This is a genomic window from Rhodococcus sp. SJ-2, assembly GCF_053750035.1.
This window is the reverse complement of sequence record NZ_JBSMJG010000002.1, coordinates 21,898-37,689: the sequence shown is the minus strand read 5'-3', so window position 1 is coordinate 37,689 and position 15,792 is coordinate 21,898. Positions and strand designations below refer to the sequence as shown.

The following is a 15,792-nucleotide window of genomic DNA, read 5'->3' as shown; positions in this document are numbered from 1 at the left end:
TCAATCACCATAGGTACAACCTCGGTCACAAACTGTCGTTGCAGTAGTGAGTCCCGGGCCAAGTCCGACGCAAGAACACGGGGGCCGCGTTCACGTCACTACCTGAACGCGGCCTCCGTGTATCGGCGGTGTCCAGTCAACGGCGTAGATCGGCACCGTGGAGGGCCGGCGTGCTCACCGAGGTATCGGATCGACGGAGCGACCGGACATGGTTGACCGCGAGCGCGGCGAACACGATCACGCTGCCGCACGCCCCGAGGGCGAACGCGAGCGTGATGCCTCCGTCGGTCGGATGCAGGTCGGCGCCCATGTGTGCGGCGAGGACGGCTCCGGACAGGGCACTGCCGAAGGCGCCGCCGACGGTGCGGAGGACCTGGTTGAAACTGACGGCGCTGCCGAGCTCGGTGTCGGCCACGCTGCGTGCGATGAGCGCGGGCATCGCGGCGTAGGTCGTGCCCATGCCGACGCCGAACAGGAACATCCCGACGAGGATCTCCCACAGCCGGTCGTGTTCGAACCACAGCAGGAAGGCCGAGACCGTCATGACCCCGGCACCGAGGGGGAGCAGCGTGGGAAGGCTGATGCGGCGCGCGAGTGCCCGCACGATACGGTTGGCGCCGAAGCTACCCACCGACAGCGGGAGCATGACGAAGCCGGCCCAGAACAGCGGCAGGGCGATGCCGTAGCCCGTGGATGTGGGTGACTGCGCGACGAGGCTGCTCACCGGGAGCCCGATGTACATCGCGGCGCCGAGGCCGATGGCGGTGCCGTTGGCGAGCAGCACGTCCTTGTTGCGGACCACCCGCAGGTTGACGAGCGGATTCGGGATGCGCAGTTCGACGAACGACCACCCGGCCAGCAGGACCGCCGCGATGAGGAAGCAGGAGAGGGTCCACCCTGAGGACCAACCCCAGTTGGCGCCTTCGCTGACCGCGACGAGCAGGGCCGCGAGCCCCGCACCGAGGAGGAGGGCGCCGACGGTGTCGAACCTCGTGCGGAGGCCACGCTCGTCCGGTCCGTTCGGAACGATGCGCCACACCACGATCGAGGCGGTCACGAGGAAGACGGCGGCGAACGCGAAGGCGGCGCGGAAACCGGCGGCACTGGCCAGGATGCCGGTGAGCGGATAGCCGATTCCGAGACCGGTGGAGACGGTAACCGACAGGCTCGAGATGCCCACACGCACCTTGTCCTCCGCCAGATATCGGCGGGCGAGGGCGATGGTCACGGGCACGATGCCGTAGGACAGCCCCTGCAGGGCCCGGCCGATGAGGAAGACGGTGAAGTTCGGGGCGCACGCCGCCAGGACGGAGCCCACCAGGATGGTCGCCAGGGACACCAACAGCAGCCGCTTCTTGTGCGGGCCGTCGCTGAGCCGCCCCATGATCGGGGTGGCGACGGCGCCGACGAGCAGATTGATCGTGAGCATCCACTGTGCGGAGCTGACGGACACCGACAACTCCTCGGCGATGGTCGGCACGAGCAGCATGCCCAGGGAACTGACGATCGCACTGGTCAGAGCGGTGTAGACGAGGGCGGGAAGCAGCAGGGATCGTTCGGTGCGCTCACTCAACGGCAGCACCGCCCGTCAGCTTCCGCAGGAGGGGAACGGCGGCGCCGAGCAGGTCTCTCTCGTCGTCGGTCAGCTGCTCTGCGATCGCCCGTTCGAGCCATGCGTTGCCGATCGAGCGTTCGTGGGCGAGCCGTTGCCGGCCGGCGTCGGTGAGTTCGATCCACACCCGTCGCCGGTCGCGGTCGTCGGGCGTGCGGGTGATCAGGCCGAGGCCTTCGAGTTCGCGGACGGCGGTGGCGATCGCCTGCGGGCTGATCTTCGCGGCGGTCGCGAGTTCCGCCGATGTTGCGCGGCCGCGGTCGGCGAGGTGGACGAGGACGTCGAGCTTGCCCGTGGAAAGCGTCTTGTGTGCGTTGAGCTGTCTCCACAGCGGGCGCAGGGATTCCCGCAGGGAGTGGGCGAGGGTTGTTTCGATCGTGTCCACCCGATCGAATATACAACTAAGTTTATCAATTTTGCTGATTACCTACGTGAAGGATATGTTCGTTGCGCCACCGCGCAGCCGAGCTGAACTCGGGTATGGGGGTCCCGGTAGTTTTCGCCGACTTTCGGGCGGATTTGGCCTGAATGCCCTGGTCAAGTCGTGAGGTGTGGAGCCGATCTCAGGGGTGGTCGGGGCAGCTGAGTTTGGGCTCGGTTGTCCATCCGTTGTCGGTGAGCCACTGTTTGACTGGCTGCGGCAGGTTTCCCGTGCCGACCTGCTGGGCCAGTTTCCCGGTGAGCAGTGGTCCGTCACCGCACACCTCGCATGCGATGTCGGCGGTGGGGCCGTCGGGTTCGCATTGGCGGCAGTGGTGTTCGGCGACCAGCCGGCCGCGGTGTGCCGGATCCGAGACCAGCCAGACGGCGGCGAGGTCGGCACGCTGGTGGGCCGCCTCGACCCGAGTCGTGGGCTCGTGCCCACAGACCGGGCAGGCGCGCGACGATCGCGGCGGCGCCGGAACGGGCTCACGGTCAGGGGCGGATTCTGCGGGATTCGGTGTCGAATCATGTCTCGTTGCAGCCGGTTTGGCGGGTTTGTTGAGGTGCCCGTAGAGCGTGGTGCGCCGGACGCCGAGCAGGCCGGCGATCTGGGCGACGGTGTGCTCGCCGGCATCGTAGAGGCGTTGGGCCAGCGCGATCTGCTCGCCGGTGAGCTTCGGCGGGCGCCCGCCCTTGCGGCCGCGGGCCCGGGCGGCGGCGAGCCCGTCGCGGGTGTTCGCGACGGTGATCTCCCGCTGCAGCTCGGCGAGCACCGAGAGCATCCCGAACATCGCCCGGCCCTCGGCGGTGGCGGTGTCGATGCCCTGCTCGAGCACCTTGAGCCCCACCCCGCGTTCGCGCAGTTGGGCGCCGAGGGTGATCAGGTGCAGCACTGACCGACCCAAGCGGTCGAGCCGTGTGATGACCAGCTGATCGCCCTCGCGCAGCAACGCCAGCACCAGGTCCAACTGCGGGCGTGAGGCTTTCGCGCCGGACGCACGGTCGACGTGAATGTTCTCCGATGCAACCCCAGCGTGGCGCAGTGCATCAACTTGGTGGTCCGGGTTCTGTTCCGCCGTGGACACCCGCGCATACCCGATCAACATGTGTCGACAATACCCAACCAGGAAAGTTATCCGACATTGATTCACGACACGGGTTATCGACAGGGTTGCAACTGCGGTTTTGCTGTTTCGACCGGCGTGTCGAGAATCGGTCGATTTTCGACAGACGGCCGGTGTGCGACGGCGGCGGCATTCCGTTGGTATTGGTGTCGACCGGCACGATTCGCCGTCGCTTGAACCGACTTTGCGGGCAGTCCCGGACATGGTCGGGCCGTTGCCGCAGCAGCCGTGTGTGCCTCTCGATCGTGGCTACGACTCGGCAAAGACGAGGGCGTTGCTCGAGGAGTTGGGCTATGACTACGAGATTGCCCGCAAGGGGGTACCGGCGCCGATCCAGGCCGGAAGACGCTGGGTGGTCGGTGCACTCAAGTCCAGCGGGGGACGACGACTGCCTTGCCCTTGATTTCACCCTTGTCGAGGCGGTGGAGGGCTCGAGGCAACTCTTCGAATCCGAATCGCGCACCAATCTGAGGGTTGATGTCGCCCTCGGCAACCATCTGCTCGAGCGAGGCTGCTTGCTGTGTCATGAGCTTGTGGTCGAGTGCCAGAAATGCCCCGAACGCGACCCCGACGACGCTGATATTGCGGAGTAGCAGGCGGTTGACCTTCAGCTGGGGGATCGTGCCCGCGGCGAAGCCCACGACAAGAAGTCGACCTTCGGGAGCGAGCGTGCGGACCGCCTCGTCGAAGAGCCAATCACCGAGCGGGTCGAGGACGACATCGACACCACGCCCGCCTGTCATCTCCCGGACGGTTTCGGCGAATCCCTCTTGCAAAATAATGGTTTCGGGGGCCCCGGCCGCGGTTGCGATATCTGCCTGACCGAATGTTCGGACGCCGGCGATGACTTGTGCACCGAGCCCCTTCGCGACTTGGACTGCTGCGGTGCCGATTCCGCCTGCGGCGCCCAAGACCAGCACCGTTTCCCCCGGGCGCACACCGCCGCGCCGGGCCAGGGCGAAATGCACCGTGTGATAGTTGACGACCATCGCGGCGGCGGATTCGAAGTCGATCGAGTCGGGGATCGGAACAATGGAGTTGAGCGGTACTGCGACCTGCTCGGCGAATCCGCCTTGCCAGACGAAGGCTGCGGCCCGGTCGCCGGGCTGCCAATCCGAATTGGCCGGTGCGCTGATGATCGTGCCTGCCACTTCGCAGCCGGGAACCACCGGGAGTGTGGGCTTGTTCTGGTATTGGCCCTTCGTCATCAACAGGTCGGGAAAGTTGATTCCCACGGCGCTCACACGGAGTAGGATTTCGTCTTCGCTCGGGCGCGGTGTGTCGATGTCGGCGAGAACGAGTCCGTTCGGGCCGGTGTAGTCATTCAGTTGAAATGCCTGCATTCTTCTCTCCTGGTGCCGTCTCGAATGATGTCCGAGGCCTGTCAGTGGTCCTGTGTGGCATCCGCGAGGTAGATCGATGCCGATCCTGGCTGTCGGCAACGAGCATGGATATGGCACTCTCCGTCCGTCCGGCTGACCTGGCCGATTCCTCCGCGATAGTCGCGAACGTGGAGCATGGACCGGAATCGCGGGCGGCGTGGATTCGGTCGAGTACCGGGGGTGTCCCGTGGGGTGTCGAATCGCTCCGAGTCACTCGGCGAGTTCGTCACCGGAGAAAAACTCTGCGCTGGGTTCTTCGTACCAGCAGATCTCATTTCCGAACCGTGCCGGAGATAGCTTGGTGGGTCCGCGACCTCGCGGGTGGGGTTTGCCCTTCAGTTGCCGGAGGATCGGTCGCGCAGCGAGTTACGTCTGATCTTGCCGGTGGCCGTCTTCGGTAGTTCGTCGAGGAACTCGATGACTCGCGGATACTTGTATGGCGCGGTGTGTTCTTTGGTGTGCTGCTGCAACATTGCGGCGAGAGCGTCGGATGGCTCGTGTCCGGCACGCAGTACTACGAATGCTTTCACGACTTCACCGCGCAACGTATCAGGGACGCCGACGACCGCGGCCTCCGCGACGGCGGGATGCTCGATCAAGGCGTTCTCGACTTCCTGCGGACCGATCCGGTAGCCGGAAGAGTTGATCACATCGTCATCTCGCCCTTGGAAGGTGAAGTACCCCTCTTCGTCGATGGTCACCAGGTCCCCGGTACGAAACCACAACGCGCCGTCGTGGCGTTCGAAACTCGCTGCCGTGCGGTCCGGATCGTTCCAATAGCCGAGCATCAATTGTGGGTTCGGTGCCTGCAATACCAGTTCCCCGCTCAGCGGCCCGGCTATACCGATGCCCGTGTCGGTACGGACCCCCATCACCACTCCGGGTAGCGGTTTTCCCATCGATCCCGGCTTGACCTGTAGGAACGGATAGTTGACCACGGTCATGAGGGTCTCGGTTTGGCCGTAGCCGTCCAGTAGCAACGACCCGGTGAGTTCCTGCCAGCGCACCACGATGTCCGGGTTCACGGATTCGCCCGCCGAGACGGACAGGCGCAAGGCACTGAAGTCTCGCGATCCGGTGTCCAGGTGCACGAGCTGGCGGAATTCGGTGGCGGCCGCGCAGAAGACGTTGACGCGGTACCGCTCGAGCAGATCGAGCCGACCCTCGGGATCGAAAGGACCGTCGTAGAACACCACCGTCGCGCCACGGCTCCACGGGCCGAAGAGGATGCTGGTTCCGGCTTTCGACCACCCGGTATCTGCGGTGCACCACATGATGTCGCCCTCATCGAGCGAGAGCCAATACTCGGCCGAGGTGCGCCAGGCGTACAACGCGCGGGAGGCATGGGTTACGCCCTTGGGCATGCCGGTCGAGCCGGAGGTGTAGTAGAGGATGGCCGGGTCCTCCGCTGCGACGATCGCCGCGGCGAAGCGCTCGTCTCCACGGTCCGCCGCAGCCAGGGGGGTCCATCCCGGTGGTGCGTCGCCCACGGCGATCGGTACGTCGATGTCGAGGCCGTCGAACTTGCCGGTCTGCTCGGTCGTGGTGATGACCGCGCGGACGCCGGCATGGGTGATGCGGTATTCGAGGTCGTGTGCGGTGAGCATGGTCACGCACGGGATCGCCACTGCACCCAGCTTGAGACACGCCACGATCGCGATCTGCCACTCGGCGATGCGGGGCAGCATGACGAGCACCCGGTCGCCTTGGGTGACCCCGAGATCACGCAGCAGGCCGGCGACTCGGTTCGAGGCCCGGGAAATATCGCGGTAGCTGTATCGGCGCTCGTGTCCGTGCGCGTCGACGGTGATCAGCGCTTGCCGGTCGGGATCCTCGGCCCAGCGGTCGACGACGTCGGTACCGAAGTTGAACTGGGGCGGCACCTTGAGCGAGAAGGATTGGTAGATCGACGGGTAGCTACGCTGCTGCAGTTTGCTCATCAGAATGCCCCCTCGAGAAGGCCGAGAATAGTTGCGCTGTCCAGGGGCCGAGGGTTTTGGCGTACGAACATGTTCGACACACTCAATTCGGCGATCTGTGGCAGTTGAGCACGGCTGACACCCACGTCGCGCAGGCGGGAGGGAAGTCCGAGGTCCGCTACCAACCGCGCAACGAGTTCAGCGGCGGAAAGCTCTGCACCTGTTGCGTCGCCGAGTTCGGCGCCGAGCACGGCACGAAGCTGGTGTTGCTGCTGTGTGGTCGCTATCTCGTTGTAGGCCATTACATGCGGAAGCATGATGCAGGAGCAGAATCCATGGGGAACTGCCGCCACCGCACCGATCTGATGGGCGATGCCGTGACTGCCACCCCAGGGGACCCGGTTGAGGCCCGTGCAGGCCAACCACACCGCCTGCTGGCTTTCGAGTCGGGCGGCGAGATCGTCGCGCACCTGTGTGGTGCGCCGCAGCGAGCGGGCGAGCATCTGCACCGCGTGCACGGCTGTGGCATCGGTGAACGGATTCGGCGCCGTCGAGCACAGCGATTCGACCGCGTGGTCGAGTGCGCGGATACCGGTGGAGAACCACAGCTCGTCCGGTGTTGCCACGGTGAGAGCCGGATCGAGCACCACGGCGGCGCTTCCGATGTAGGGGGCTGTGAACAGCTGCTTGACCCGCGTGGCCGGGTCGACGCAGCCGGCCAGATCGCTGAACTCGGCCCCGGACAACGTCGTCGGTACCACGATCTGCCGTAGCGCCGGCGGTGGCGAGCTCGGCACGATGCGTGTGCCGTCGGCCTCGGTACGCACCGCGTAACGATCGAAGCCCGCGTCATCGACGATCCCGGCACTGAGTGCGAGCAGCGCTGTTTTCACCGTGTCGATGGGAGTCCCACCGCCGACGGTGACCACCACGTCGGCGTCGGCCTCGCGAATCGCGTCGACGCAAGCGAGGACCGTAGGTCGGGGTACGTGCGGCTCGGTACCGTCGAACACTCGGACCGCCGAACGCCCGCCCAGCGCCTCGACCAATTCGTCGATGACGGGGCTGACCCGCCTGAGACTGCGGGAGGTCACGATGAGCGGTCGCTGCGCCGATCGCCGGCCGAGTTCGGTGCCGACCATCTCGGCGAGGGGCTCGCCATGAGTCGGGTTCGCCCAGCGCACCCGGTCGATCTGCAGGAACTCATACGCGCTCGACCCGGTTCGCTGCCTCGACGACGTCTGAGCCTCGGCCGTCATGCGATCCCCTCGACGCGGAATGCCCCTCGTCGCGTAATCATCAGCTTCTCCTTCCGACACCTGCGGGTGACTGCTTCCAGCGAATCGCGTCTTGCGCCGACCGGGGTTCTAGCACGCGGAGTTGTCCTCGCGCAGCAGTCAAGCATTGTCATACAATACTACTAAAGTGTGGATTTGCACACCGGTAGACATTGGCTGTGGAATGAATGCGATGGCGTGCCGGGTGGCGCTGCGCCCCTCGTATGCCATACGCCGAAAAGGTAATCTTGTGTGACAAAGAGGAGGGGACGACATGCCACGCGCCGTGTTCGAAGAACTCAAGAGGCCACCTGCCTACCGGACGGCCGAGCTGGCGATTCGGGCCAAGATCCTCGACGGCACCCTCGCCCCGGGATCACTGCTTCCTCCGGAGCACGACCTGGCCGAGCAGCTCGGCGTCACGCGACCGACGGTTCGCGAAGCCTTGCGCGCACTCGAAAGTTCCGGGTTGCTCGCCCGGGGCCCCCGTCGGCGGATGGCAATCACTGCACCCGACGCGAAAGTCACCACCAATGCGATGCACGAGGCAATCGTGCTGCACGGCATCTCGTATCGGGAGCTATGGGAGGTCAACTCCACCTTGGAACCGCTCGCCGCCAAACTGGCCGCTGAGCACGCCGGGGCTGCACTGATCGCGCGGATCGGAGAGAATCTGCAGCGCACCGCCGATTGTCTCGACGATCCGAGCGCCCTCGTCTCGGCCGACATCGAATTCCACGACCTGGTGGCACAAGCGGCCGGTAATCATGCTCTGCTTCTTGCACGAGAGCCCTTGGCGGACTTATTGATTCCCGCATATGAGATGGTAATTCGCAGAATCGGACCAGGTCGTCGATTGTTCGAGGCGCACAGCCGAATCTTCAGTGCCGTGCGCGACGGTGACGCGGCCACCGCCGAGGAGTGGATGAGCAAGCACTTGGTCGACTTCCGTCGTGGCCTCGAGTTGGCCGGGCTCGATCTGGCCACTCCGGTGAAGGCATCGTCGCCACAGAAGCCCCACTCCGACTGAGAACGGCCGTTCTGCCGGCGATTATCTCTACGGCAGCGGCACCCAGGCCCGACCGGCCCCACCTTCGGCGCGCCCGCAGCCCGTACGCCTCGTCCGGACCTCCGCTGGCCCGATCGATCCGGGCCGCTCGCATGCCCCCGGATTCGTACCACGGATCGCGCTGCGGACCATTCGCCCCGATCAGACGGAGATTGCCGCCCCCGCGACCTGTGCGTTCTGGCGTTCTCATGCTCACCGCGCACGACTTCCTTCGGCTCGGAGTTTCCTCACTTCCAGTAATGTACTATTGTATAACAATGCACTTCGACTGGTTACCTCGCTGGATGGACGAGCGCGGCGTGGGCGCCGGCCCGGTCACCGAAATGAGGTCGCTCACCGGCGGGACACAGAACGTGTTGATGAGCTTCTCGCGGGCGGGGCGCCGTTACGTCTTGCGGATGCCTCCGCCGGTCAAGCGACCCAACAGTGACGACACGATGCGGCGAGAAGCTCGGGTGCTCACGGCGCTGGGCACGACCCCGGTGCCGCACCCGCACGTCATCGCCGCCGAAACCGACACCGCCGTGATGGGCAGTGCGTTCTACCTGATGGAGGCCGTCGATGGTTTCGTCGCCCCCTCCGGGTGGCCGCGCGGATTCGCGGCCGAACCCTCCGGCATGCGGCGTGTCGGGCTGGCTGCGGCGGAGGCACTGGCCGTGCTCGCCGCGGTGGACCACGAGAAACTCGGTCTCGCGGACCTGGCGCGACCCGGCAGCTTTCTCGAGCGCCAAGTCTCCCGGTGGCGGTGGCAGCTCGACTCCTACCGGCCCGGTCCGAACTACGCGGGCTTGCCGGAACACCGGGTCGCGGCGGTGGCGCAGTGGCTCGAGGCCAATCGACCGACATCCGAGTCGACGGGCATCGTGCACGGCGACTACCACCTGGGCAACATCATGCTGGCGGACGGCACCGGTGAGGTTGCCGCGATTGTCGACTGGGAACTGGTCACCATCGGTGATCCCCTGCTCGACCTCGCGCAGTTTCTGGTGTGTTGGCCCGGCGCCGAAGACAACAGCGCCTTCGCCGAAATCATGCCGGTCGCACCGACTGCCGGACTGGCCACCGAGAAGGAGATCATCATGCACTACGCAGAAAGAACCGGCCGGGACCTCGAGGCGCTGCCCTGGTACAAGGTGTTGGCGGCGTTCCGGCTGGGGGTACTGCTCGAGGGAACCTCGGTGCGGGCGAGCCGCGGTGAGGCCCCCGCCGATGCCGGTCGGCAGTTCCACCGGGCGTCCGTGGGACTGATCGAACAGGCACACCGCGAGGCGGCGGCATGCTCGATCTAGGCCTCGACGGGCGGACTGTGCTGGTAACCGGCGGTTCGAGCGGCATCGGCAACGGCATTGCCCGCGCGTTCCTCGCTCAGGGTGCATCCGTGCACGTGACCGGCACCCGGTCCGATGCCGGGGAGTACACCGACGTCGACGGGGCCGACCTCGACGGCATGACCTACCATCGCCTCGACGTCGGCGATCCCGAAGCGGTGGCAGGCTTTTCGCCGGGTGTACCGGTCGAGATCCTGGTCAACAGCGTCGGCACGGTTGCCTACAACCGGGCCGAGTACGAACCGGCCACGTTCGCGCGCGTGGTCGATGTGAACCTCAACGGCGTCATGCGGTGCTGCGTACGATTCCACGGCGACCTCGCCGAGGCCGGCGGCACCATCGTCAACGTCGGCTCGACCTCCTCGTTCATCGCCACCCCGGGACAACCCGCCTACAGTGCCAGCAAGGGCGCATTGGTTACCCTGACCAAGTCCCTCGCCGATGCCTGGGCCCGCGACGGAATCCGCGTGAACGGCATCGCTCCCGGACTTGTGGAGACCCGGCTGACGCGGCCCAGCCGCGAACGCGACGACGTCTACGCCGCCTCACTCGCCGCGATCCCCCTCCGCCGGTGGGGGACCCCCGAGGATATGGGAGCTACAGCCCTGTTCCTCGCCTCCTCCCAATCCTCCTACGTCACCGGCCAGATGCTCCTTGTCGACGGTGGCACAACCCTTCGCTGAGGACAGACATGACCACACAGTACCTTCCCTCCACCGAGGTTCTCCTGCCCCGCCTGCGCACGTTCATCGACGAACATGTTCGTGATCGTGAATCGCAGTGGGACCAGCAGATCCGAGAATTCGGCAACACCACCCCGCCGATCATCACCGAGCTCAAAGCACAGGCCCGCGAGGCCGGACTCTGGAACCTTTTCCTTCCCGACCCCATTGCCGGTGCCGGACTGACGAACCGGCAGTACGCGCCGCTCGCCGAGGAAATGGGACGCATCCCGTGGGCCTCGGAAATCTTCAACTGCAGCGCCCCCGACACCGGCAATATGGAACTGCTGTGGAAATACGGCACACCCGAACAGAAGCAGCAGTGGCTGACTCCGCTGCTCGCCGGAGAGATCCGGTCGGCATACCTGATGACCGAGCCGGGCGTGGCATCGTCGGATGCCACCAATATCGAGACCACGATCGAACGGGACGGCGACCACTACGTGGTCAACGGCCGCAAGTGGTTCGCCACCGGGGTGCTCAACCCCGCGTGCACCATCTGGATCGTGATGGGGCGCTCGAGCAGTGACGGTCCCCGGCACACTCAACACACCCAGATCCTCGTCGAGCCCGGCACACCCGGAGTCACGATCGTGCGGCCCCTGCCGGTCCTGGGTGTGATCGAGGGCTATGCCGGACACGCCGAAGTCGAATTCGACCACGTGCGGGTGCCCGCGGAGAACGTGATCCTCGGCGAAGGCCGCGGCTTCGAGATTGCCCAAGGCCGACTGGGACCGGGGCGTATCCACCACTGCATGCGTACGATCGGGCTCGCCGAACGCGCCCTCGACGCGATGTGCGACCGGTTGCTCTCACGGTCGGCCTTCGGCAGGACGCTCGCCGACAACGAGCACTGGCAACAGAAGGTTGCCGAGGCGCGAATCGACATCGACATGGCGCGCCTGCTCACTCTCGATGCCGCGGACACCATCGACAACGCCGGCATCAAGGCCGCCATGGCGAAGGTGGCGATGATCAAGGTCGCCGTCCCCCGGATGGCGCGCCGCGTGATCGACCAGGCCATTCAAGCGTTCGGTGCCGCCGGGCTCACCGACGACTTCCGCCTACCGGAGATGTACCGGACGGCCCGATGGGTCAGCATCGCCGACGGTCCCGACGAAGTTCACGCTCGCACCGTCGCACGCATGGAATTCGCGGCGCACCGCAACTGACCGGGCAACACCCACCGCGCCTACGTCGCACTCGACAGTGAGACTTGAGGCCGCGCGGTACGCACTGCCCCACTTACGGACCCCATGAGGGCCTCTTTTCGTGCTCGGCCGAGGCCGGCCGTTTCACTGCAGCCGGCCTCGGCCCGTTCCATTGCTACGCCTCTCACCTGGACGCCGAGCACCAGCTGATGACTCTTCCTCGCCTGCGCGGTCGGCACCCGGAACGGGGTGGGCGCCGACATCCCGGCTGTACCGAAAATCTTGAAACTGACACTTGTCAGACGTTCTGACGTCTGTCAGACTGAGTGCGTCGCACACCACAAATGCGAAGTGGTACCAGGGATTTTTACAGCTCACCGCGGGTAAGAGTCCACGACGGGAATTGCCCCACATCGGATGTTGGACGACGCGAGGACACCCCGCTACCTGCGTCGGTCGTGAGAGGTCACTGCCGCCTTCGCCGTTCTGCAGTCGCCCATGTCGGTCGGGCACCTGCGCACCGGAAGTGCAGATCCGGGCACAAACGACCCCGACCCCAACGAAAGGAAATCGAGATGTCGCTGACCCACGAGGAAGCCGTCGCACGGGCACACAGCCTGGCCCCGAAGATCGCCGCCCGCGCACAGGAAACCGAACAGCTACGCCGCCCGCACGACGAGACGATCAAGGAAATCATCGACGCCGAACTGCTGTCGATTCTCACCCCGAAACGCTGGGGCGGACACGAACTGGGCCTGGACACCCACCGCGCCGTGGTCGAAATCATCAGCGGCGCATGCATGTCCACCGGCTGGACGGTCGCTTTCTACATGGGGCATTGCCTGTTCGCGACGAAATACTCCGAGAAGGCGCAAGCCGAATTCTTCGCCGAACGGCCGTACATCCTCGCGCCGGCGACGACCGCCCCCACCCTGCGCGTCACCCAGGTTGACGGCGGATGGACCGTCTCCGGCAGGGTGCCGTGGGGTACGGGCATCATGCACGCGGACTGGATCATGTGCACCGGGATCGACACCGACGGCCAGATGCAGTTCTTCGCGATCCCCATCGAGGATGCCGTCGTCAACGACGTCTGGCACATGGCCGGCGTGGCCGGCACCGGAAGCAACGACATCGTGTTCGAGGACGTGTTCGTGCCGGACTACCGGGCGGTCGCGGGCGCACAGGTGTGGGCCGGCGAGACCGAGGGTGCGTTGCTGCACGACAACCCGCTCTACCATGTTCCGTTGGCGCCGTTCATTTGCTGCGAGACGATGCCGGTGTTCTCCGGTGCACTGCGGGGCGCGACCGATGCCTTCGAGGCGATCACCCGCCGCCGGGTCAGCACCCATTCCGGCGCGGCGATGAAAGACAACCGGTATGCACACATCAAGCTCGGCGAGGCCGGCATCGATGCCCTCATCGCGGAGCGACTGGTCGCCGATCAGATCCGCCAGACCCAGGCGCTGATCGGCACCACCTTCGGTATCGACGACCGCATCCGGCTCAAGACCCAGGCGGCCGGCATCGTCGAGCACTGTCGCAACGCGATCAACGACATGGCCCACAACGGTGGGGCCTCGAGCTTCGCGCTCGATGTGCCGTTGCAGCGGTTCTTCCGGGATATCAACGTGCTGTCCACCCACGCGTTCTGGAGCTGGGAAGGCGTCCGCGAACTTGGCGGACGGCATGCTCTCGGTCTCGAGCCGAACACCCCGATGCTCTGAGGCTTCTGTGCAGGGCACCCAAAGATGAACACACCAGTGAGGTCCCGGAAACCTCACAGCGAAGGAGCGGTTCAGTGATACGCGAAGAGCACATTCTCGGCAATACAGCGTGCTCGGCCCGATCGACCACGGCATGTGTCACTCGATCTACTTCGGCGGCCCGGAGAATCTGAGCCTCGAAGTGGCGCACTCGGCCGTGCCGATCGACGAGCGCGCCTGGATCGATCCGGAAGTGGTTGCGGTGTGCGGTATCAAGGAATCCGAACTGGCCGCGATGAAGAGCCCCGCGGCGTTCGTGTCCCGGAACGGGGCCATACCGCAGCCCCCGTTGGATCTCGAGAAGCCGCACATGCACCTGGCCCAGGATTCGATGCTGCTGCACGCCATGGTGGCCATGACCGATGAGGAGGTCTGGGAGAAGGTGAGCTGGCCCGAACCGCCCGTCAAGGTCGAAGACTGACTGCTCGGCCCTGGCCTCGCCAGACAAGTCGGCACCCCCGGCCCGATCCTTCCGATGCCCGGGGACGGAACTCCCGCCCGGTAGGCAGGCGGCAACACAGCCGCCTACCTGCCGCGGAGTTCCGTCCCGGGGCTCGGTTCCAGCTCTCCCGTCGATCGGCAGATCGTGCGCTCGACCCAACTTGAAAGGTGCACAAGAGTGTCTACCGCGACCCCGCCAGCGCAGACCGTGGCTCGCCGATTGATCGAGGCCTCGGACACCGATCTCGCGGCGTTCTTCGATTTCTTCACCGACGAGACGGTGTTCCGTCTGGGGAACAACGAGACGGTCATTGGCCGCGACAACATCATCGAGTGGGCGAGCCGGTACCTGCGCTCGGTGGTCGGCTTGCGACACGAGGTGCTCGACGAGTTCTCCGGTGCAGACACCGCGGTGCTCTGCCTGAATGTGACCTACACCATGGCCAGCGGAACGTCGTTCACGATACCGGCAGTCGGTCGGTCCCGAGTCGAGCACGGCAAGGTCGTCGAATACCAGATCTACATGGATCCGACGCCCGTCGTGACGGCGTCCTGATCGCGGGCACCGCCGGCCTGATGGCCCCGGAGGCGGCCGTGATGCGGTACACCAGCAATCGATGGGGCAATTGGCGGCCGCCTCGAACGGCCCCTACGGTAAAGGCCGTGAGTACACCAGCGTCGGCAACCAGAATCGATCTGTCGAACCTGGAGGTGTTGCGCCGCGGTCTGGCCGCGTTCGCGGAGCTGGGCTACGACAACACGACAGTTCGAGAACTCGCACGCAGGGTCGGTGTCAACCACAACTTCATCGGTGATCGGTTCGGTTCGAAGCTGTCGTTCTGGTTCGCGGTGGTCGACTTCGCCTGGGCGGAGTCGGGGTTGACGTCCATCCCGGACGGACAACTCACCGACGACGAATTGCTGATGGCGTGGCTGCGGGCGTTCTACAGGACGACAGTGCACAGCCCGCACTTGCACCGACTGCTTGCCGACGAGGCTGCACACGAGTCCGAGCGACTGGACTACCTGTTCGACAGATACATCGAGCCGACCCTGGAGCAGATTCAGGGACCGATAGACCGTCTGATCGCCGCGAGAGCCATCCCTGATATGCAACGCAATCTGCTGTTCTTCACTTTCATCGGACCCACCATGGCGATGACCCATACCCCACTGGCACGTCGGCTCGGCCGTCCGGACACCCCGAACATCGCCGAACTCGAACGATATGCCGACCAACTCGCGGACACGGTGATCGCCGGCCTGTTCGGAGAGCGCCGACCGTAGGGCGGCGGCGGTCAACATTGCGCCACCGGAGAGAACCCCGCCGAGTGCAGCGAGCCTGCGGGTAACCGAACGGCCGCAAGCGTCATCAGTTCCCCGAAGTGGGCGCCATCCATCGTCGCTGAAGCCATGCCGGGCGGAGCGACGATCAAGGTGCTGAACCATCCGATCGCGACGAGGGCACCGACGGGAGCGGACAGCGATAGTCCCCCATTCACACGCACAACCATCGCGCCGGCCATCAGGCTCTGCGGACCTCACAGCGCGATATTCACGCGTACACACTCGATTCGA

General features: G+C 65.4%; 15 protein-coding genes and 1 pseudogene. 9 read left to right on the top strand and 7 right to left on the bottom strand.

What is annotated here, in order from left to right; translation table 11 throughout:
• Positions 1–136: 136 nt before the first annotated feature.
• From ACSYG9_RS27220 to ACSYG9_RS27210, 3 genes are all read right to left on the bottom strand, one after another.
• Entirely contained in the window at positions 137–1,579 is a 1,443-nt protein-coding gene (locus ACSYG9_RS27220) for an MFS transporter (protein WP_432793421.1), read from the bottom strand.
• Positions 1,566–1,997: a MarR family winged helix-turn-helix transcriptional regulator gene (locus ACSYG9_RS27215; RefSeq protein ID WP_432677216.1), complete on the bottom strand. Its 432-nt coding sequence runs from the start codon at positions 1,995–1,997 to the stop codon at positions 1,566–1,568. Before ACSYG9_RS27215 ends, ACSYG9_RS27220 begins: the two co-directional genes overlap by 14 nt.
• A 178-nt stretch (positions 1,998–2,175) precedes the next feature.
• Positions 2,176–3,141: a recombinase family protein gene (locus ACSYG9_RS27210; protein WP_220667027.1), complete on the bottom strand. Its 966-nt coding sequence runs from the start codon at positions 3,139–3,141 to the stop codon at positions 2,176–2,178.
• Positions 3,142–3,263: 122 nt separating this feature from the next.
• On the opposite strand from ACSYG9_RS27210, the pseudogene ACSYG9_RS27205 reads away from it, so the two are divergent.
• Positions 3,264–3,517: pseudogene (locus tag ACSYG9_RS27205) on the top strand (IS5/IS1182 family transposase); the annotation flags it as partial.
• Between the two features lie 7 nt (positions 3,518–3,524).
• Here ACSYG9_RS27205 and ACSYG9_RS27200 read toward each other — a convergent pair.
• From ACSYG9_RS27200 to ACSYG9_RS27190, 3 genes are all read right to left on the bottom strand, one after another.
• Positions 3,525–4,502, bottom strand: coding sequence for an NADPH:quinone oxidoreductase family protein (locus tag ACSYG9_RS27200; RefSeq protein WP_220667026.1), 978 nt, complete (start codon positions 4,500–4,502; stop codon positions 3,525–3,527).
• 374 nt (positions 4,503–4,876) lie between these two features.
• Complete coding sequence (locus tag ACSYG9_RS27195; protein WP_220667025.1) at positions 4,877–6,481, bottom strand: acyl-CoA synthetase; 1,605 nt, start codon at positions 6,479–6,481, stop codon at positions 4,877–4,879.
• Entirely contained in the window at positions 6,481–7,719 is a 1,239-nt protein-coding gene (locus ACSYG9_RS27190) for an iron-containing alcohol dehydrogenase (RefSeq protein WP_220667024.1), read from the bottom strand. Before ACSYG9_RS27190 ends, ACSYG9_RS27195 begins: the two co-directional genes overlap by 1 nt.
• Positions 7,720–8,011: 292 nt before the next feature.
• Between ACSYG9_RS27190 and ACSYG9_RS27185 the strand changes: the two genes are divergently transcribed.
• The 8 genes from ACSYG9_RS27185 to ACSYG9_RS27150 all read left to right on the top strand — a co-directional run bounded on the left by ACSYG9_RS27185 (position 8,012) and on the right by ACSYG9_RS27150 (position 15,501).
• A complete protein-coding gene (locus tag ACSYG9_RS27185; protein WP_220667023.1) occupies positions 8,012–8,767 on the top strand; it encodes a FadR/GntR family transcriptional regulator in 756 nt (251 codons plus the stop codon).
• Between the two features lie 296 nt (positions 8,768–9,063).
• The gene (locus ACSYG9_RS27180; RefSeq protein WP_220667022.1) at positions 9,064–10,095 is read left to right on the top strand and encodes a phosphotransferase family protein; all 1,032 of its coding nucleotides are present in this window, start codon (positions 9,064–9,066) and stop codon (positions 10,093–10,095) included.
• Positions 10,083–10,817 (top strand): SDR family NAD(P)-dependent oxidoreductase, encoded by a 735-nt coding sequence (locus ACSYG9_RS27175; RefSeq protein ID WP_220667021.1) that lies wholly within the window; start codon positions 10,083–10,085, stop codon positions 10,815–10,817. Before ACSYG9_RS27180 ends, ACSYG9_RS27175 begins: the two co-directional genes overlap by 13 nt.
• A gap of 8 nt (positions 10,818–10,825) precedes the next feature.
• Positions 10,826–12,028, top strand: a complete 1,203-nt coding sequence (locus tag ACSYG9_RS27170; protein WP_220667020.1) for an acyl-CoA dehydrogenase family protein — start codon at positions 10,826–10,828, stop codon at positions 12,026–12,028.
• 554 nt (positions 12,029–12,582) lie between these two features.
• Entirely contained in the window at positions 12,583–13,734 is a 1,152-nt protein-coding gene (locus tag ACSYG9_RS27165; protein WP_432793418.1) for an acyl-CoA dehydrogenase family protein, read from the top strand.
• Between the two features lie 109 nt (positions 13,735–13,843).
• Complete coding sequence (locus tag ACSYG9_RS27160) at positions 13,844–14,194, top strand: hypothetical protein (RefSeq protein ID WP_432793417.1); 351 nt, start codon at positions 13,844–13,846, stop codon at positions 14,192–14,194.
• A gap of 198 nt (positions 14,195–14,392) precedes the next feature.
• Positions 14,393–14,770, top strand: a complete 378-nt coding sequence (locus ACSYG9_RS27155) for a nuclear transport factor 2 family protein (protein WP_220667017.1) — start codon at positions 14,393–14,395, stop codon at positions 14,768–14,770.
• A 107-nt stretch (positions 14,771–14,877) separates the two neighbouring features.
• Complete coding sequence (locus ACSYG9_RS27150) at positions 14,878–15,501, top strand: TetR/AcrR family transcriptional regulator (protein WP_454843058.1); 624 nt, start codon at positions 14,878–14,880, stop codon at positions 15,499–15,501.
• Between the two features lie 11 nt (positions 15,502–15,512).
• On the opposite strand, the gene ACSYG9_RS27145 is transcribed toward ACSYG9_RS27150, so the two are convergent.
• Positions 15,513–15,716: a hypothetical protein gene (locus ACSYG9_RS27145; RefSeq protein ID WP_454843057.1), complete on the bottom strand. Its 204-nt coding sequence runs from the start codon at positions 15,714–15,716 to the stop codon at positions 15,513–15,515.
• Positions 15,717–15,792: the final 76 nt, after the last annotated feature.